The following is a 17084-nucleotide window of genomic DNA, read 5'->3' on the forward strand; positions in this document are numbered from 1 at the left end:
AATAGTAGATTTGGAGACTAGTACTCATTTTAAGAGATCATAAACCAAAAATGTATTGAAATTGAAAGAAAAAGAATATGATTATTTAGTCGTTGGAGCCGGATTATTTGGTAGTGTTTTTGCTCATGAAATGACAAAAAGAAGCAAGAAGTGTTTGGTGATTGATAAACGAAACCATTTGGGTGGTAACGTATATTGTGAAGAAAAAGAAGGGATTAATGTTCATAAATATGGTGCACATATATTTCATACTAATGATAAACGAATTTGGGATTATGTAAATCAATTTGCATCTTTTAACAATTATATTAACTCTCCCTTATCATTATCAAAAGGTAAACTATATAATTTACCCTTTAATATGAATACATTTTATCAGTTATGGGGAACTCAAACACCGCAAGAAGCTAAAGCAATAATTGATGAACAAGTAGCCAAATATGGCACCAAATCTCCTAAAAATCTAGAAGAACAGGCATTATCTTTGGTGGGCAAAGATATTTATGAAACTTTTATTAAGGAATATACAGAAAAGCAATGGGGTAAAAAGGCTACAGAGCTTCCCGCTTTTATAATAAAAAGACTACCTGTAAGATATACCTATAATAATAACTATTTTAATGATAGGTATCAAGGAATACCTATAGGTGGATACAATACCATAATAAATGGTTTGCTTAAAGGTATAGAGACAAAAACAAATGTCGATTTCTTTAAAGAACGTGAACAATTAGAAGGGCTAGCCGATAAAATAGTATATACGGGTAAGATTGACGAATTTTTTGATTATAAACATGGGCAATTAGAGTATCGTTCGCTCCGTTTTGAGAACGAGCTTCATGCAATTGAAAACTATCAAGGTAATGCTGTGGTTAATTATAATGACTCTTCTTTTGCTTTTACTCGAATAATTGAACATAAACATTTTGAGTTTGGTAAGCAAAGTAAGACTATAATTACCAAAGAGTATCCTGAGGCTTGGGATCCAAGTAAAGAAGCATACTATCCCATAAATAATGATAAAAATCAAGGGGTCTACCAAGAGTATAAAAAAGAATCACAAAAACTATCCAATGTAATTTTTGGAGGGCGTCTTGCAGAGTATCGTTACTACGATATGCATCAGATTATCGCATCCTCCTTAACCAAGGTTGAAGAAATATTAGGTATAGAGAAGTAATAGTAAGCACTTCTAAAATTAGTTTAAAAACTATTGGGTTTTTTCAATTGGTATGTTAACTTTGTGTAACGAAGTATTGTGTAAACTATATTAATGAGTGATTTAATTGAAATTGTTGATTCTCTTGAGAATAGGATAAGCAAGTTGTTACATAAGTATGAATTAATGAAAAGACAACAAGCAGATCTAAAGAAGAAAATCGAAGAATTGGAGTCCGTTTCAGCACTTCAGGCAGATCAATTAAAGCAATGGGAGGAAAAATTCAGTGCACTCAAAAATGCTAACGCAATGCTGGGCAGTGATGAATATAAAAGAGAGACCAAGCTCAAAATAAACGCATTAATAAGAGAAATAGATATGTGTATTGCACAACTCTCTGAATAGCGAAAATATGGCAGATAAGCTTAAAATTAAACTATCAATTGCAGATCGAGTATATCCGTTAACCATAAATCCAGAACAGGAAGAAGGTTTAAGAAAAGCAGCAAAAAAGATAGAAGCTATGATTAAGCAGTTTGAGCAAAGTTATGCGGTGAGAGATAAGCAAGATGTACTTGCCATGTGCGCTTTGCAGTTTGCAGCACAGGTCGAACAGAAAACAATAGATAAAGACGGTGATATGACTAACGTAGCAAATAGACTTAATGCTTTAAGTGATTTGTTGCACGATCATTTATCGTAACGTTCATAAAAATAAATTAAGGTTACTGCCTGCACTAGTTGTTATTTTGATAAACTCAACAAGAATTAATTAAAAAGGGTGAGTTTAAGTTGTAAAAGCGCGCCGCCTTGAGCGGATTCTTGATCAGCTTGTTAGCCCTAAACCTGTTTTTACAGAGTTTATACAGAACCTTTGCTAGTGCAGGCTTTTTTTATATATAAATACGTACACAAATTATGGATAACATTATATTTTTGATTATAGCAGCTGTTGCGGGATTAATTCTTGGTTTTATTATTGCCAAGATGATGGAGCGCAGTAAAGCATCAGAAATCGTAAGAAACGCAAAGAAAAGTTCAGAAAGTATCATTAGAGAGGCCAAAAGTGAAGGAGAAACAATAAAAAAAGATAAAATACTTCAGGCAAAGGAGAAGTTTATCGAACTTAAATCTGAACATGAAAAAGTAATTCTTTCTAGAGATAAAAAGATAGCCGAGGCAGAAAAAAGAACGCGAGATAAGGAATCTCAAGTTTCAAATGAATTGTCTAAAGGAAAAAAACTGAATGTAGAGCTCGAAGAAAAGATTAAGAATTATGATAAGCGTAATGAGTATCTGGAGAAGAAACAAAGCGAGTTAAAGAAACTTCATAAGAGCCAGGTACAACAATTAGAGGTGATTTCTGGATTATCTGCAGAAGAGGCAAAAGAACAACTTGTAGAGTCTCTTAAAGAACAAGCGAAAACAGATTCGATGACCTTAATACAGGATACTATTGAAGAGGCAAAGTTAACGGCACAACAAGAAGCAAAAAAGATAGTAATTAATACTATCCAAAGAATAGGTACCGAAGAAGCAATTGAAAATTGCGTTTCTGTTTTTAATATCGAAAGTGATGATGTTAAAGGAAGGATAATAGGAAGAGAAGGAAGAAATATTAGAGCTATTGAAGCAGCGACAGGAGTAGAGATTATTGTTGATGATACACCCGAAGCAATTATTTTATCGTGTTTTGATTCGGTAAGAAGAGAAGTAGCTCGTTTATCATTGCATAAATTGGTTACCGATGGACGAATTCACCCGGCGAGAATTGAAGAAGTGGTGAGAAAGACCAGAAAACAAATAGATGAAGAAATTATTGAAGTAGGGAAACGTACTGTTATAGATTTGGGGATTCATGGATTGCACCCCGAACTTATTAAAACGATAGGAAGAATGAAATATAGATCTTCTTATGGCCAAAACCTGCTACAACACTCTAGAGAAGTTGCTAAACTGTGCGGTGTAATGGCAGCAGAGCTTGGATTGAATCCAAAGCTTGCCAAAAGAGCAGGGTTGCTTCATGATATAGGAAAAGTGCCTGATACAGAGACTGAAGTTCCTCACGCAATATTGGGAATGCAATGGGCAGAGAAGTATGGAGAAAAGCCTGAAGTATGTAATGCGATAGGAGCACACCATGATGAGGTAGAAATGACATCTTTGATATCTCCTATTATTCAAGTCTGTGATGCTATTAGTGGTGCACGACCTGGTGCGCGTCGTCAAGTATTGGATTCTTATATCCAGCGTTTAAAGGATCTAGAAGAAATAGCCTTTGCATTTGATGGGGTTAAGAAAGCGTATGCGATACAAGCAGGTAGAGAGCTTAGGGTAATTGTAGAGAGCGAAAAGGTGAATGATGAAAGGGCGGCTAATCTTTCTTTTGAAATTTCCCAAAAAGTACAAACCGATATGACCTATCCCGGTCAAGTAAAGGTTACTGTTATTAGAGAAACTCGTGCAGTTAATATTGCAAAATAAAATAGGTAAAAAGTTTGAATATTGAAAAGTGGAGTAGTGTAAGCTCCACTTTTTTATTTTTTTAAATGATGGTTTATTAGTCTTTGTGTTTGCTTAAGATTTCTTCCTTCCATACCAATGCTTCTTCTATTGTGTGGAATAGCTCAAAATCTTTTTTGAAGAAAAACCTTTCCATTTTAATTTGCTCTTTCTGCATTACATCTGTAGATACAACAGCAATTCCCAGTAAATTTGGGATTTTAGAAGACTCTGCATGTATTGCCGGGTTTATAGAAAAAGAATGTACTCTATGAGATATGTAAATAAAAGGTTTGTTTTTGTAATGTAAGTCCATAAGTTTTAAGAAAACCTTTAGCATTTCAGGTGTAGTAGTTACGCCTTCATATATTCTTGATACCACATAGTCTTCATAAACGTCAAGATCACAAAAATCCAAAGTATATGATGTAATCATTTTTGTCATGAGAAAATTACGATAAGGAGTACTTTAAGATACAAATAATAACTGGTAAATAGAATAATTATTTTTTGTTTTTCAGGGTATGATTGTGTTGGTTATAAATAAAGTTTTTTATAATTTCATCTTTCCACTCTAAAGCCTCGCCTATTGTTTCAAACTGTTGTAATTTCTTGTTTGTAAATGCTTTTTCTATTCGTGCTTGACTTCTTTGTTTTGGATCTTTAGAAATAATGGCTACACCGAGCAAATTTTGGATTTTATTGCTTTCAAAATATATCATTGGATTGATCGTGTAAGAATGAATGCGTACAGCTAGATATACAAAAGGTTTATTTTTAAAATGTTTTTCTGCTACATAATTTAATTCGGTAATGTTTTCGGGGCCAACAACAGAGCCTTCGTTGATGTAAACGCGAATATGATCCTCGTATATTTCTGCACGACAATACCCAAAATCGTAAGATATAATCATTTAATTTGAAGTTTGTTTGTATAGCAATAAGGGGATTTTTCCCTTTTTTTAACAGTTTAAGATATAAAAAAAACAGCATTCTGTCAATTGCTGTTTTCTAGACGAGTGTTATTTCTCGTTTTTTTATTTGAATTTATTAGCTTTCTTTATTACTTCATCTTTCCATTGTAAAGCTGCTTGTAACGTGTCAAAATATTGTAATTCTTTGTCAAAAAATGTTCTTTCAATTTTAGATAGGCTTTGTTGTTTTGGATCCTCAGATACCACTGCAAACCCAACCATATTTTTAATTTTATTTCCTTCAAAGTAAGAAATTGGATTTACAGAATATGAATTAACCCGGTGGGTGATGTAAACGAAAAATTTATCTTTATAATGCTTATTGGCCATAAATGACATTTGCGTTATAAACTCTGGTGAAACAATTACGCCTTCGTTCATGACCGATAAAATGTAATCATGATGTATTTCTACATGACAAAAATCAAAATTATATGAAGTAATCATTTGTTGCCTTTAAATTCTTTAATCATTTTTTTTAATTTTTTAATTTAAAAAAATATAATATATAAAAATATGCGATTTCTTTTACTGAAATGGTAGGCTTGTCTTTTTTGAGTGGTAAGTAACCTATTAGGATTAATCAATTTCCTTTTTTATAATCTCTTCTTTCCAGTGAATAGCATCTTGCATAGTATTAAACTGACAAAAGTTTTTTCCAAAAAAAGTTTTCTCGAGTTTGGTTTGCATTTTTTGTATGGGGTCATTGGAGACAACAGCAAACCCAACAAGGTTATTAATTTTTGCAGTTTCAAGATATATTGTAGGATCTACAGAGTAGGAATTAATTCTGTGGGTTATATAAACAAAAGCCTTGTTTTTAAAATGCTTGTCAACTATTTTTAAGAATATGTCATTGTATTCGGGTAGGACTATAATACCTTCGTTCATTATAGTAATAACATAGTCGTCGTATATATCCATTTGGCCAAAGCCCAGATCGTAGGAGGTAATCATTTTCTTTGATTATTCTTTCTTGATAAAAGGACATGAAAATACGAATAAATCCTTTATTAAAATGGGGTTACGTTTGTTTTAACTTGTGTTTAATGTTGTTGAAAATATTTTTGAATGATTTCATTTTTCCATTCGATTGCTTCCTTTATAGTATCAAATAAACGAAGCTCTTTTGCAAAAAGAGATTGTTCCAATTGGGTTTGTTTTTTTTGTAACGGATCATTAGAGATTACTGCGAATCCAACAAGATTTTGGATTTTAGACATCTCTATATGAATAGATGGGTCTACAGAGTAGGAGTTGACTCTATTTGAAATATAAACGAAAGGTTTGTTTTTGTAGTATTGATCGGCTGCCATAGCCAAAAGGTTGTTGTATTTGGGAACGACAGTTGTTCCCTCGGCCATGACGGTAAGTATGTAATCTTTATGTATTTCAACTTTACAAAAGCTAAAATCGAAGGAGATTATCATTGAAAGATTATTAGTATTGTAAATTTAAAATTAAATTATGTATAAAAAAACAGGTTTTTTGTTAAAATAATTTGATTTTAAGTTATGAAAAAAGCCTCTACAAGTAAATCATAGAGGCTTCTAGAATAAATCTTTTTTGTGTTAGGATTCTGTAGATTCTTCAGCTTTTTTAATGTTAATAGTAAGCTCTCCAGAATCATCCATATCCATAAAAATACTGTCACCTTCTTGAAGTTGAGCATTTATAATCTCTTCTGCAAGTGCGTCTTCAATATATTTTTGGATGGCTCTTTTTAAAGGTCTTGCACCATATTGCTTGTCAAACCCTTTTTCGGTAATATAATCTTTTGCTTTTTCGCTTAACGAAAGATCATATCCGAGTCCTTTAATTCGCTCATACAGTTTATCAAGTTCGATATCGATAATTTTATGAATATCTTCTCTCTCAAGTGCATTAAACACTACTACATCGTCTACCCGGTTTAAGAATTCGGGAGCAAATGCTTTTTTCAGAGCATTTTCTATCACACCTTTTGCATAGTCATCTGCCTGAGTTTTCTTTGCAGTAGTACCAAAACCAACTCCTTGTCCAAAATCTTTCAATTTTCTGGCTCCGATATTCGAAGTCATTATGATAATGGCATTCCTGAAATCTATTTTGCGTCCAAGACTATCTGTTAAATAACCATCATCCAATACTTGCAACATCATATTAAATACATCGGGGTGTGCTTTTTCAATCTCATCAAGAAGAATCACGGCATAAGGTTTTCTTCGAACTTTCTCAGTAAGCTGTCCACCTTCCTCATATCCTACATACCCTGGAGGTGCTCCTATAAGTCTTGATACTGCAAATTTCTCCATGTACTCACTCATATCAATTCTGATAAGCGCATCTTCACTATCAAAAAGCTCTTTGGCAAGTACTTTTGCCAATTGTGTTTTACCTACACCCGTTTGTCCTAAGAAAATAAAAGAACCGATAGGTTTGTTTGGATCTTTAAGTCCGGCTCGATTACGCTGTATGGCTTTTACAACTTTCGAAACCGCTTCATCTTGACCAATTACTTTACCCATAATTAGATTGGGAAGTTCGGCAAGTTTGTTGCTTTCCGTTTGAGCGATACGATTTACCGGGATACCTGTCATCATAGAAACTACATCGGCCACATTTTCTTCATCAACTGTTTCTTTATGAAGTTTGGATTCTTTTTCCCATTGTTCTTGAGCGACACTTAATTCTTTTTCAAGATTCTTTTCGTCATCCCTTAGTTTGGCTGCTTCTTCATATTTCTGTTTCTTTACCACACTATTTTTTAGTTCTCGTACTTCTTCAAGTTTTTTCTCAAGATCAAGAACCTTTTTAGGAACATCAATGTTGGTAATATGAACTCTAGAACCGGCTTCGTCAAGGGCATCAATAGCCTTATCAGGTAAGAATCTATCGGTCATGTAGCGATTAGTAAGCTTAACACATGCTTCGATAGCACTATCGGTATACATCACATTATGATGCTCTTCATACTTTTCTTTGATATTGTTAAGTATTTCTATAGTTTCCTCGATATTGGTAGGTTCTACAATTACCTTTTGGAAACGTCTTTCCAGAGCACCATCTTTTTCAATGTATTGTCTGTACTCGTCCAACGTAGTAGCACCAATACATTGTATTTCGCCTCTCGCCAAAGCAGGTTTGAACATATTAGAAGCATCCAGACTTCCTGTCGCTCCTCCAGCTCCCACTATGGTATGAATTTCATCAATAAAAAGAATAATATCATCATTCTTTTCAAGCTCATTCATTACGGCTTTCATTCGTTCTTCAAACTGGCCACGGTATTTTGTTCCAGCAACTAGACTGGCCAGATCAAGTGTAACGACGCGTTTGTCAAACAGAATTCTTGAAACTTTACGTTTTACAATTCTTAGAGCGAGTCCTTCGGCGATAGCAGATTTACCTACTCCAGGCTCACCTATTAATAGCGGGTTGTTTTTCTTTCTTCTACTTAAAATTTGTGATACACGTTCTATTTCTTTTGAACGTCCTACCACCGGATCAAGTTTGCCTTCTTCTGCCATGGCAGTAAGGTCGCGCCCAAAATTATCCAAAACAGGAGTTTTAGATTTCTTTCCGGCCTTGCTCCCTCCAGATGGAGAGTTAAAAGGGTTTTCTTTTGAAGAATCTCCAGTTAAATCATCATCATCTTCAGAAAAGGATTCGGCTTTTGGGTTATCTATATATTCTTCGTCGTTGGCTATCATATACTTAAATTGGTCTTTAACGTTATCATAATCTACTTTTAAACGATTCAAAAGCTTTGTAGTTGGGTCATTTTCATTTCTTAAAATACACAAAAGAAGATGTGCAGTATTGATTGAAGAGCTTTGAAATAATTTTGCTTCTAAGAATGTTGTTTTTAAAGCTCTTTCTGCCTGTCTAGTAAGGTGTAAATTCTTTTTTTCATTTGAGGCTACCGCTACATCGGGGTTCGCAGGGCTTAGAATTTCTACTTTTCTCCTTAGATTGGTCAAATCAATATCTAAGGCATCAAGGATACTTATCGCTTTTCCACTTCCGTCGCGCAACAAACCTAACATAAGATGCTCTGTCCCAATAAAGTCATGCCCAAGTCTCAAGGCTTCCTCCTTGCTATAGGCAATTACATCTTTAACTCTAGGTGAAAAATTGTCATCCATAAGATTATTCTCTTTCTTTTTCTTTTTAACTAAAATAGTAATTTTTAAGATTACTATGGCAAAAACTATTCCTTTTAAACGATCATTAACAAATATCTGACAGGAATGTTATATTTTGTCAGTATCTATCAAAAATTTAGGGGGTATTTTGAGATAAATTTACTGACAATTTTGGAATGTTTTCTGCTTATTATGGGTAAATAGACAAAAAAAGCTTTAATAATCAAAACCTAACGAACGAGACTTATTAACTATCAACACCCTTTTTTTTGTTAATAAATTACGTATATTACATAGGTAAATGCATGTTAAAAACGTCTTAATTTACTTAAATTAGCGCGTTTATTAATTCAATTTTTAGAAAAAAGTTTTTATGACAGACGGAGAAAAACTTATACCTATCAATATAGAAGATGAGATGAAATCGGCGTACATCGATTATTCGATGTCCGTGATTGTATCTAGAGCACTTCCAGATGTTAGGGATGGTCTTAAACCTGTACATAGGCGTGTACTATACGGGATGTACGAATTAGGAGTAAGAGCAAGTAGCGCACATAAAAAATCGGCCAGAATCGTAGGAGAAGTTTTAGGTAAATACCATCCTCATGGTGATACTTCTGTATACGACACAATGGTTCGTATGGCACAAGAATGGAGCTTGAGATATATGTTGGTAGATGGTCAAGGTAACTTTGGTTCTGTAGATGGCGATAGCCCTGCAGCAATGCGTTATACTGAAGCTAGAATGCGTAAGATATCTGAAGATATGCTTGCAGATATCGAAAAAGATACCGTTGATCATACCTTTAATTTTGATGATACTTTACAAGAGCCGACCGTTCTTCCGACTAGAGTACCTGGTTTATTGATTAATGGTGCATCGGGAATTGCTGTAGGTATGGCAACCAATATGCCTCCTCATAACTTAAGTGAAGTAGTAGATGGTACCGTTGCTTATATTGATAATAACGACATTGAAATAGACGAGTTAATCACCCACATTAAAGCTCCGGATTTTCCAACTGGAGGTATAATATATGGTTATGATGGCGTTAAAGAAGCTTTTAAAACTGGTCGGGGACGAATAGTAATGCGAGGTAAAGCTTCTTTTGAAGAGGTGAATGGTAGAGAATGTATCATTGTTACCGAAATTCCTTATCAGGTAAATAAGGCTGATATGATTAAGAAAACAGCCGATCTTGTTAATGATAAGAAAATTGATGGTATTTCAACAATTCGAGATGAGTCTGATAGAAAAGGAATGCGAATCGTTTACATTTTAAAACGTGATGCAATACCTAATATCGTTCTTAATCTCTTATATAAGTATACAGCATTACAGTCTTCTTTTAGTGTAAATAACATTGCATTGGTTAATGGAAGACCGAAGTTGCTTAACGTAAAGGAAATGATTCATCATTTCGTAGAGCACAGGCATGATGTTGTTGTACGTCGTACAAAATTTGAACTTAGAAAAGCGGAAGAAAGAGCGCATATTCTTGAAGGGTTAATTATTGCTTCAGATAATATTGACGAAGTAATTGCGTTAATTCGAGCTTCTGCAAATGCTGAAGAAGCAAGAGAAAAGTTGATAAAACGTTTCAAGCTTTCTGAAATTCAAGCCAAGGCAATTGTTGAGATGCGTCTGCGTCAATTAACAGGTCTGGAGCAGGATAAATTACGTGCAGAGTATGAAGAATTGATGAAGACCATCGAAGATCTCAAAGATATTCTTGCAAAGAAGGAGCGTAGAATGGATATCATCAAAGAAGAGCTTATCGAGGTAAAAGACAAGTATGGCGATGATAGAAGATCACAAATTGAATATGCAGGAGGAGATCTTAGTATAGAAGACATGATCCCAGATGAAAAAGTGGTGATCACTATCTCTCATGCTGGATATATCAAAAGAACTTCTCTGAACGAGTATAAAAAACAAAATAGAGGAGGAGTTGGTCAAAAAGGAAGTACGACCCGTAACGAGGATTTCCTTGAGCATTTATTTGTAGGAACGAACCACCAATATATGTTGTTCTTTACTCAAAAAGGAAAATGTTTCTGGATGAGGGTTTATGAAATTCCAGAAGGAAGTAAAACTTCAAAAGGAAGAGCAATTCAAAACCTTATAAATATTAGTACAGATGATAAAGTAAAGGCTTTTATTTGTACGCAAGATTTAAAAGACGAAGATTACATCAATTCGCATTATGTCATAATGGCAACGAAAAAAGGTCAGGTCAAAAAGACATCTTTAGAGCAATACTCTAGACCTAGAACCAATGGTATTAATGCGATAACTATAAAAGAAGATGATGAACTTCTAGAAGCAAAGTTAACGGATGGTAAAAGTCAGGTAATGCTTGCTGTAAAATCAGGAAAAGCAATTCGTTTTGAAGAAGAAAAAACCCGACCTATGGGACGTGGCGCTTCTGGAGTGAGAGGAATACGACTTGCCGATGATAAAGACGAAGTGATAGGAATGGTAGCTGTTAATGATATGGAAAGTAATATTCTTGTGGTATCAGAAAATGGTTACGGAAAACGTTCTAAATTAGAGGATTACAGAATTACAAATAGAGGTGGAAAAGGTGTAAAAACCATCTCTGTTACCGATAAAACTGGTAATCTGGTAGCTATTAAAAATGTTACCGACCTTGATGATCTTATGATTATTAATAAATCAGGAATTGCTATACGATTGGCTGTAGAAGATTTACGTGTAATGGGTCGAGCCACTCAAGGGGTTAGATTGATTAATTTAAAAGGTAAAGATTCTATTGCTGCAGTAGCAAAAGTAATGCATGATGAAGATGATATCAGTGATGAGGAAGATGTAGATGAAACAATTAATTCTACATCAGATTCCGATAACGCTTCAGATGGCACGAATATTGATAATGAAACGAAAGAATAATTAAATCCCATTTTAAAAACTCAAGTAATGAAGACTAAATTTATCGTAGTATTATTTTTAACATTTAGTACTATTGGATTTTCTCAAAAACAAGCATTGAAATCTGCTACAAAAGCGCTTAAGTCAGGCAATATAGAAGTAGCGAATGACGCATTGAAGGCAGCTGAAGGACAATTAGATGCTGCAGATGAAAAAATGAAAGCTCAGTTTTATTTCCTAAAAGGACAGGTTTTGTCTGCCTCTGGAACTGATTCTTTGGATAAAATAGAGAAAGCAGCCGAAGCTTATAATAAGTCTATGGAAATAGAAAAAGCGGCTGGGAGCTCTAAATATACTTCCGAAGCGAGTTTGAAACTACAAACAATTCGTCAAACCTTGATTGAAAATGCAATTAAAGATCAGAATGCAAAGAATTATAAAGGAGCTTCTGAAAAGTTATATACCGGATATAGAACAAATAAAAAAGATACCATATATCTATATTATGCGGCAGGTAATGCTGTAAATGGAAAAGATTATGATGCCGCTTTGAAATATTATGAAGAACTTAAGTCTCTAGGTTTTAATGGAGAGAGTACAGAGTTCTATGCAACCAATAAGGAGACTGGAAAAGAAGAATCTTTTGATTCTGGTAAGACAAGAGATCTTATGATAAAATCTGGAAATTATATTAAGCCAGAAGATCGCAAAACCGCTTCTAAAAAAGGAGAGATAGCAAAAAACATTGCTTTGATATACATAAATCAAGGTAAAGATGAAGAAGCTATGAAAGCGATAGAAGATGCCAAGAAGGATAACCCTAACGATAATGCATTATTGCAAGCCGAAGCTGATGTCTTTTATAAGCTTGGTAATATCGAAAAGTATAGAGAGCTAATGGAGCAAATTGTAGCCAATGATCCAGAAAATCCAGACTTATTTTATAACCTTGGAGTAAGCGCTTCTAAACTAGGAGATGATGAAAATGCAATGACGTACTATAAAAAAGCTCTTGAACTAAAACCAAATTATTCAAATGCTCAGATAAACATTGCAGCTTTAATTTTATCGGGTGAAAAAAACATTGTTGATGAAATGAATAATCTTGGTACTTCTTCAAAAGATTATAAGAGATATGATGAGTTAAAGGCACAAAGAATGGATTTGTATAAAAGTGCCGTTCCTTATTTAGAAGGTGCTTTAGAAAACAAACCTGATAATATCGAGGCTTTACGCACATTAATGAATATCTTCTATCAATTGGATGATCCTAAAGCCGACGAGGTGAAGAATAAATTAAAAGCTTTAGAAGGAGGGAACTAATCTTCTAAAGGGATAAATAAAATAAGAATAAAAAAACCGGAGCTTTGAGACTCCGGTTTTTTTATTTGTATAATGATAGTTTTAAAAAAGTATTTTGATAGTTATGCTAAGAAGATCGATTCTATCTTAGTTCTGCACCTAATTTGCTTTCAAAATTATGCTGCAGTTTATTCATGATTTTATCAATTTGCTTATCAGTAAGGGTTTTATTTTCATCTTGAAGTGTAAAACTGACTGCATACGATTTTTTACCTTTAGGTAAATTTTTGCCTTGGTATACATCGAAAAGCTGTATATCCTTCAAAAGCTGTTTTTCAGTTTGTTTTGCAATGGTATGAATGTCCTCGAACTTAATCACATCATCCAGTAAAAGAGCAAAATCTCTACGTACTTCAGGAAATTTAGGTATTTCCTTAAACTTGATTTTATTGTGTTTGGCGTATTCTAATACGTTATCCCAATTAAAATCAGCAAACAGTACTTCTTGAGAAATTGAAAACTCTTTAAGAACCAACTTTTTTACAACACCAAAATCAACTAGTTTGGTTTTACCTAAACTAAAAGATATTCCTTCAGAAAACAAATCATTTTTTACAGGAGAGGTCTTTAGTTTTTGTAAACCCAATCTACTTAAAACCGTAGATACAACACCTTTTAAGTAAAAGAAGTCACTTGTTTCCGACGTAACTTTCCAACTTTCTCTAGTTTTATTTCCGGTAATAAGAATACTTAGATGTTTATGTTCTACACGTTCTTCGTTATATTGGTGATAGGTTTTTCCGAATTCGAAAAACTTCAAGTCAGACCTTTTTCTATTTATATTATATGATATAGCCTCGAGACCAGAAAAAAGTATTGACTGTCGCATGACAGCCAAGTCATTACTTAGTGGGTTAAGCATTTCTACATTGTGGTCAGGTTTTAACTGCCCACTCAGCTGTATATATTCTGGAGCGGTAAGAGAGTTGGCCATCATTTCATGAAACCCCTGACCCACCAACTGATTTGAGATTGTGTTTTGTACTCTATGGTCTGAAAACTTATCAATATTTGATATTGAAGCATTCAATTTTTGAGTAAAACCAATATTATTATAACCATAAACTCTTAGGATTTCTTCGATAACATCGGCTTCTCTTTGTACATCATTTCTATAAGCAGGAATTATCAATCCCAAACCACTTTCAGTAACGCTATTTACTTTTATGTCTAAAGAAGCGAGAATACTTTTTATAGTTTCTTGAGGTAATTCTTCACCAATTAACTTTGTGGCATTTTCAAAAGATAAGACAACTTGAAAATCTTCGATTTTTTTAGGATATAGATCTACTATTTCACTAGAAATAACACCTCCTGCAAGTTCTTGAATAAGTAAAGCAGCTCTTTTAAGGGCATATTCGGTAATATTTGGATCAATTCCACGTTCAAATCTAAATGAGGCATCGGTGTTTAAACCATGCCTTTTTGCCGTTTTACGAACACTAACGGGATTAAAATATGCACTTTCCAAGAAAATTGATGTGGTAGTTTCCGTAACTCCTGAGTTGATGCCCCCAAAGACACCAGCAATACAAAGCGGCTTTACAGCATCACAAATCATTAAATCTTCAGGATGCAGCTCTCTTTCAACTTCGTCTAGAGTAGTAAATTTGGTACCTGCATCTAAGGTTGTTACTTCAATTTTATCTCCCTCAATATAATGTGCATCAAAGGCATGAAGCGGTTGCCCCAATTCATGAAGTACATAATTGGTAACATCGACCACGTTATTTTTTGGAGTAATTCCAATTGCCAGTAGCCTATGTTTGAGCCATGAAGGAGATTCTGCAACTTTAAGATCTGTAATCGTTACTCCGCAATATCTTGGTGCGAGATCTTGATTTTTGACCTCTACATCAATTTTATTAAGTCTATTTTCGACTCTAAAGTTACTTACCGATGGAGTAATAAGCTCCAAATTGATATCCTTTTGTAATAACCCTGCTTTTAGGTCTCGGGCGGTTCCCCAATGACTCATAGCATCTGCCCGGTTTGGTGTTAATCCTATTTCAAAAATCTGATCATTTTCAATATCAAATATTTTCGCAGCTTTTTTACCAACAGGAACATTCGGATCGAGAACCATAATGCCGTCATGACTTTTTCCTAGCCCCAGTTCGTCTTCGGCGCAAATCATACCATAACTTTCTTCACCACGAATTTTCCCTTTTTTTATGGTCCATTCTTTTCCCTTATCATCATACAACTTAGTTCCTATAGTGGCAACAGGAACTTTTTGACCAGCGGCAACATTTGGTGCTCCACATACAATTTGAACGGGCTCACCGTTTCCTAAATCTACTTTGGTAATTTTTAACTTATCGGCATTTGGGTGCTTCTCACAATTTAACACCTGCCCAACAACTACACCTTCTAGACCTCCTTTAACACTTTGGTATGTGTCTATTCCTTCAACTTCAAGCCCAAGATCTGTAAGCAATTCGCCAGCTTTTGCAGCATCCCAATCAAGATTAATAAACTGTTTTAACCAGTTATATGAAATTTTCATATTTGATCCTTCTAATTTTAGTCGGTAAAGATAATATATTGCCCAGAGCTGGCAAATAGTAAGATCTGCTAATATGAAATAAAATTGTATTATCTTTAAGACAAATTAACCTAACTATCTAATTACTATGAAAACATATATTAAATTGTTTACTTTTCTTTTGGTTGTTGGTGTTATTTCTTGTACCGATAAGAAAAAAGAAGAAGAAGAAACTAAAGTAGCGGTCGAAAAAATTGAAGCCGTGGAGTCTGAATTAGATCAAGTTTCACAAGAGGTTGAAACTAAAGCCAAAGAGTTAGAAAAATCTCTCGAAGATTTGGATGATATTTAGGCTTAAAATTTCCTAATAAACCTTTTTTTAATTACCCTTTTTCGTATTAAACTATTAATTTAAAAATTAAGTTATGAAACTTATCAAATTCATTATTGTATTAACATTGTTTTTTGCCGCAGGAAATTACAATGCTTTTGCACAAGGAAAATCTCAGCAAGCTAAAGAAAAGGTTGCTCAAAAGAAAGGCCAGGCAAAGGAGAAAATAAATAAAGGAAAAGAAAAGGCAGAAGAAGCCAGGCAAAAAGGTAAAGAGAAAGCTGAGGAAGTAAGAGAAAAGGCAAAAGAGGCTAAAGAGGATCTTGAAGAAGAAGGGCAAGAAAGAGCGGAAGAGGCAAGAGAAAAGGTCAAAGAGAAGAAAAAGAAAGTCGAAAAAGAAGTTAAAGGAAATGCATACGGAAAAAACAAAGGAGATCTAAAGGGGAAAGAATTTGGAATGGCTCGTGTTGCAGAAGCAAAAAATAAAGTAAAAGAAGGCAAAGAAGCTCTTGATAAAAACGAAGGTAAAATTCAAAAAGCTCATGAGAGGATTGAGGCTGCCAAAGAGCGTTTGGCTAGGGCTAAAGAAAAAACAGGGGAAGAAGCATTAACTCCAGAAGAAATAGCCGAAAAAGAAGCCAAAATTGCGAAAGCCGAAGAAAAACTTAATGGTCTGAAGGAATCTATAAAGAAAGGAAAGCAAAAGATGAAAGAAGGCAAAGAAAAACTTGATAAAGTATATTCTGAAGATCAATAATTTTTCATTGTTTTTAGGTCATGTTTATAGAAATGGCTTGTACTTTTGATAATAAATTCAATTGCTTTTGAAATATGTTACAAAAATACGGTTCAGAAATTGTATTTTTGATATCTAATAATTAAATGCCCTGAAAATGAAAAAAGTAAAATATGTTTTAATCTTTGTTTTTACTTTCACTTTAGGAGTTAATCAAATGATAGCCCAAGAGGAAGAAGAAAAAAAGAAAAAGGTTGAGCAAAAGTTAAAAGTGGATTCTGAAGACGATGAAGATGATGAAGATGAAAATGGTAAGTATATTATAGAGCCACGCAAAAAAGGTGAAAAAGCTCCTGTTCAGGAAGCTTATCCTGGTAAAACGGAGAAAAAAACGTCAAAAAAAGATGTTTTAAAAACTATTCAACCCGATCGAAAGAAAAGGATTAACAATAAAGAGAAAAAAAGAGTTAAAATGTAAAATGTCTTTGATTAAAAGTTGTAATTAAACC

At 33.9% G+C, this 17084-nt stretch carries 16 protein-coding genes and 1 other RNA gene; 10 read left to right on the top strand and 7 right to left on the bottom strand.

What is annotated here, in order from left to right:
* Positions 1 to 61 precede the first annotated feature (61 nt).
* From glf to rny, 5 genes are all read left to right on the top strand, one after another.
* The gene (gene glf, locus U6A24_RS20885) at positions 62 to 1180 is read left to right on the top strand and encodes a UDP-galactopyranose mutase (protein WP_324181965.1); all 1119 of its coding nucleotides are present in this window, start codon (positions 62 to 64) and stop codon (positions 1178 to 1180) included.
* A 93-nt stretch (positions 1181 to 1273) separates the two neighbouring features.
* Positions 1274 to 1564, top strand: a complete 291-nt coding sequence (locus U6A24_RS20890) for a hypothetical protein (protein ID WP_407654078.1) — start codon at positions 1274 to 1276, stop codon at positions 1562 to 1564.
* A 7-nt stretch (positions 1565 to 1571) separates the two neighbouring features.
* Entirely contained in the window at positions 1572 to 1862 is a 291-nt protein-coding gene (locus U6A24_RS20895) for a cell division protein ZapA (RefSeq protein WP_324181967.1), read from the top strand.
* 53 nt (positions 1863 to 1915) lie between these two features.
* Positions 1916 to 2022, top strand: a non-coding RNA gene (gene ssrS, locus U6A24_RS20900) — 6S RNA.
* A 55-nt stretch (positions 2023 to 2077) separates the two neighbouring features.
* Positions 2078 to 3643 (top strand): ribonuclease Y, encoded by a 1566-nt coding sequence (rny, locus tag U6A24_RS20905; RefSeq protein WP_324181968.1) that lies wholly within the window; start codon positions 2078 to 2080, stop codon positions 3641 to 3643.
* Between the two features lie 76 nt (positions 3644 to 3719).
* Here the strand turns inward: rny and U6A24_RS20910 are convergent, their stop codons facing one another.
* From U6A24_RS20910 to U6A24_RS20935, 6 genes are all read right to left on the bottom strand, one after another.
* Positions 3720 to 4097, bottom strand: a complete 378-nt coding sequence (locus U6A24_RS20910) for a hypothetical protein (protein ID WP_324181969.1) — start codon at positions 4095 to 4097, stop codon at positions 3720 to 3722.
* Positions 4098 to 4164: 67 nt separating this feature from the next.
* The gene (locus U6A24_RS20915; protein ID WP_324181970.1) at positions 4165 to 4575 is read right to left on the bottom strand and encodes a hypothetical protein; all 411 of its coding nucleotides are present in this window, start codon (positions 4573 to 4575) and stop codon (positions 4165 to 4167) included.
* Between the two features lie 123 nt (positions 4576 to 4698).
* A complete protein-coding gene (locus U6A24_RS20920) occupies positions 4699 to 5082 on the bottom strand; it encodes a hypothetical protein (RefSeq protein WP_324181971.1) in 384 nt (127 codons plus the stop codon).
* Between the two features lie 132 nt (positions 5083 to 5214).
* Positions 5215 to 5592 carry a hypothetical protein gene (locus U6A24_RS20925; protein ID WP_324181972.1) on the bottom strand — a complete coding sequence of 126 codons (378 nt, stop codon included), beginning with the start codon at positions 5590 to 5592 and terminating at the stop codon, positions 5215 to 5217.
* Positions 5593 to 5681: 89 nt separating this feature from the next.
* Positions 5682 to 6065: a hypothetical protein gene (locus tag U6A24_RS20930; protein ID WP_324181973.1), complete on the bottom strand. Its 384-nt coding sequence runs from the start codon at positions 6063 to 6065 to the stop codon at positions 5682 to 5684.
* 141 nt (positions 6066 to 6206) lie between these two features.
* Positions 6207 to 8762: an ATP-dependent Clp protease ATP-binding subunit gene (locus U6A24_RS20935; protein WP_324181974.1), complete on the bottom strand. Its 2556-nt coding sequence runs from the start codon at positions 8760 to 8762 to the stop codon at positions 6207 to 6209.
* A 373-nt stretch (positions 8763 to 9135) separates the two neighbouring features.
* On the opposite strand from U6A24_RS20935, the gene gyrA reads away from it, so the two are divergent.
* Positions 9136 to 11679 (top strand): DNA gyrase subunit A, encoded by a 2544-nt coding sequence (gyrA, locus tag U6A24_RS20940; RefSeq protein ID WP_324181975.1) that lies wholly within the window; start codon positions 9136 to 9138, stop codon positions 11677 to 11679.
* Positions 11680 to 11706: 27 nt separating this feature from the next.
* Positions 11707 to 12981 carry a tetratricopeptide repeat protein gene (locus tag U6A24_RS20945; RefSeq protein ID WP_324181976.1) on the top strand — a complete coding sequence of 425 codons (1275 nt, stop codon included), beginning with the start codon at positions 11707 to 11709 and terminating at the stop codon, positions 12979 to 12981.
* A gap of 121 nt (positions 12982 to 13102) precedes the next feature.
* Here the strand turns inward: U6A24_RS20945 and pheT are convergent, their stop codons facing one another.
* Entirely contained in the window at positions 13103 to 15529 is a 2427-nt protein-coding gene (gene pheT, locus U6A24_RS20950) for a phenylalanine--tRNA ligase subunit beta (protein WP_324181977.1), read from the bottom strand.
* Positions 15530 to 15656: 127 nt separating this feature from the next.
* Here pheT and U6A24_RS20955 point away from each other — a divergent pair, with 127 nt between their 5' ends.
* From U6A24_RS20955 to U6A24_RS20965, 3 genes are all read left to right on the top strand, one after another.
* The gene (locus U6A24_RS20955) at positions 15657 to 15860 is read left to right on the top strand and encodes a hypothetical protein (protein ID WP_324181978.1); all 204 of its coding nucleotides are present in this window, start codon (positions 15657 to 15659) and stop codon (positions 15858 to 15860) included.
* Between the two features lie 73 nt (positions 15861 to 15933).
* Positions 15934 to 16596 (top strand): hypothetical protein, encoded by a 663-nt coding sequence (locus U6A24_RS20960; RefSeq protein WP_324181979.1) that lies wholly within the window; start codon positions 15934 to 15936, stop codon positions 16594 to 16596.
* 136 nt (positions 16597 to 16732) lie between these two features.
* Positions 16733 to 17053: a hypothetical protein gene (locus U6A24_RS20965; protein ID WP_324181980.1), complete on the top strand. Its 321-nt coding sequence runs from the start codon at positions 16733 to 16735 to the stop codon at positions 17051 to 17053.
* The last annotated feature ends 31 nt before the right edge of the window (positions 17054 to 17084 follow it).

The sequence above is a fragment of the Aquimarina gracilis genome (assembly GCF_035285365.1).
Lineage (GTDB): Bacteria > Bacteroidota > Bacteroidia > Flavobacteriales > Flavobacteriaceae > Aquimarina > Aquimarina gracilis.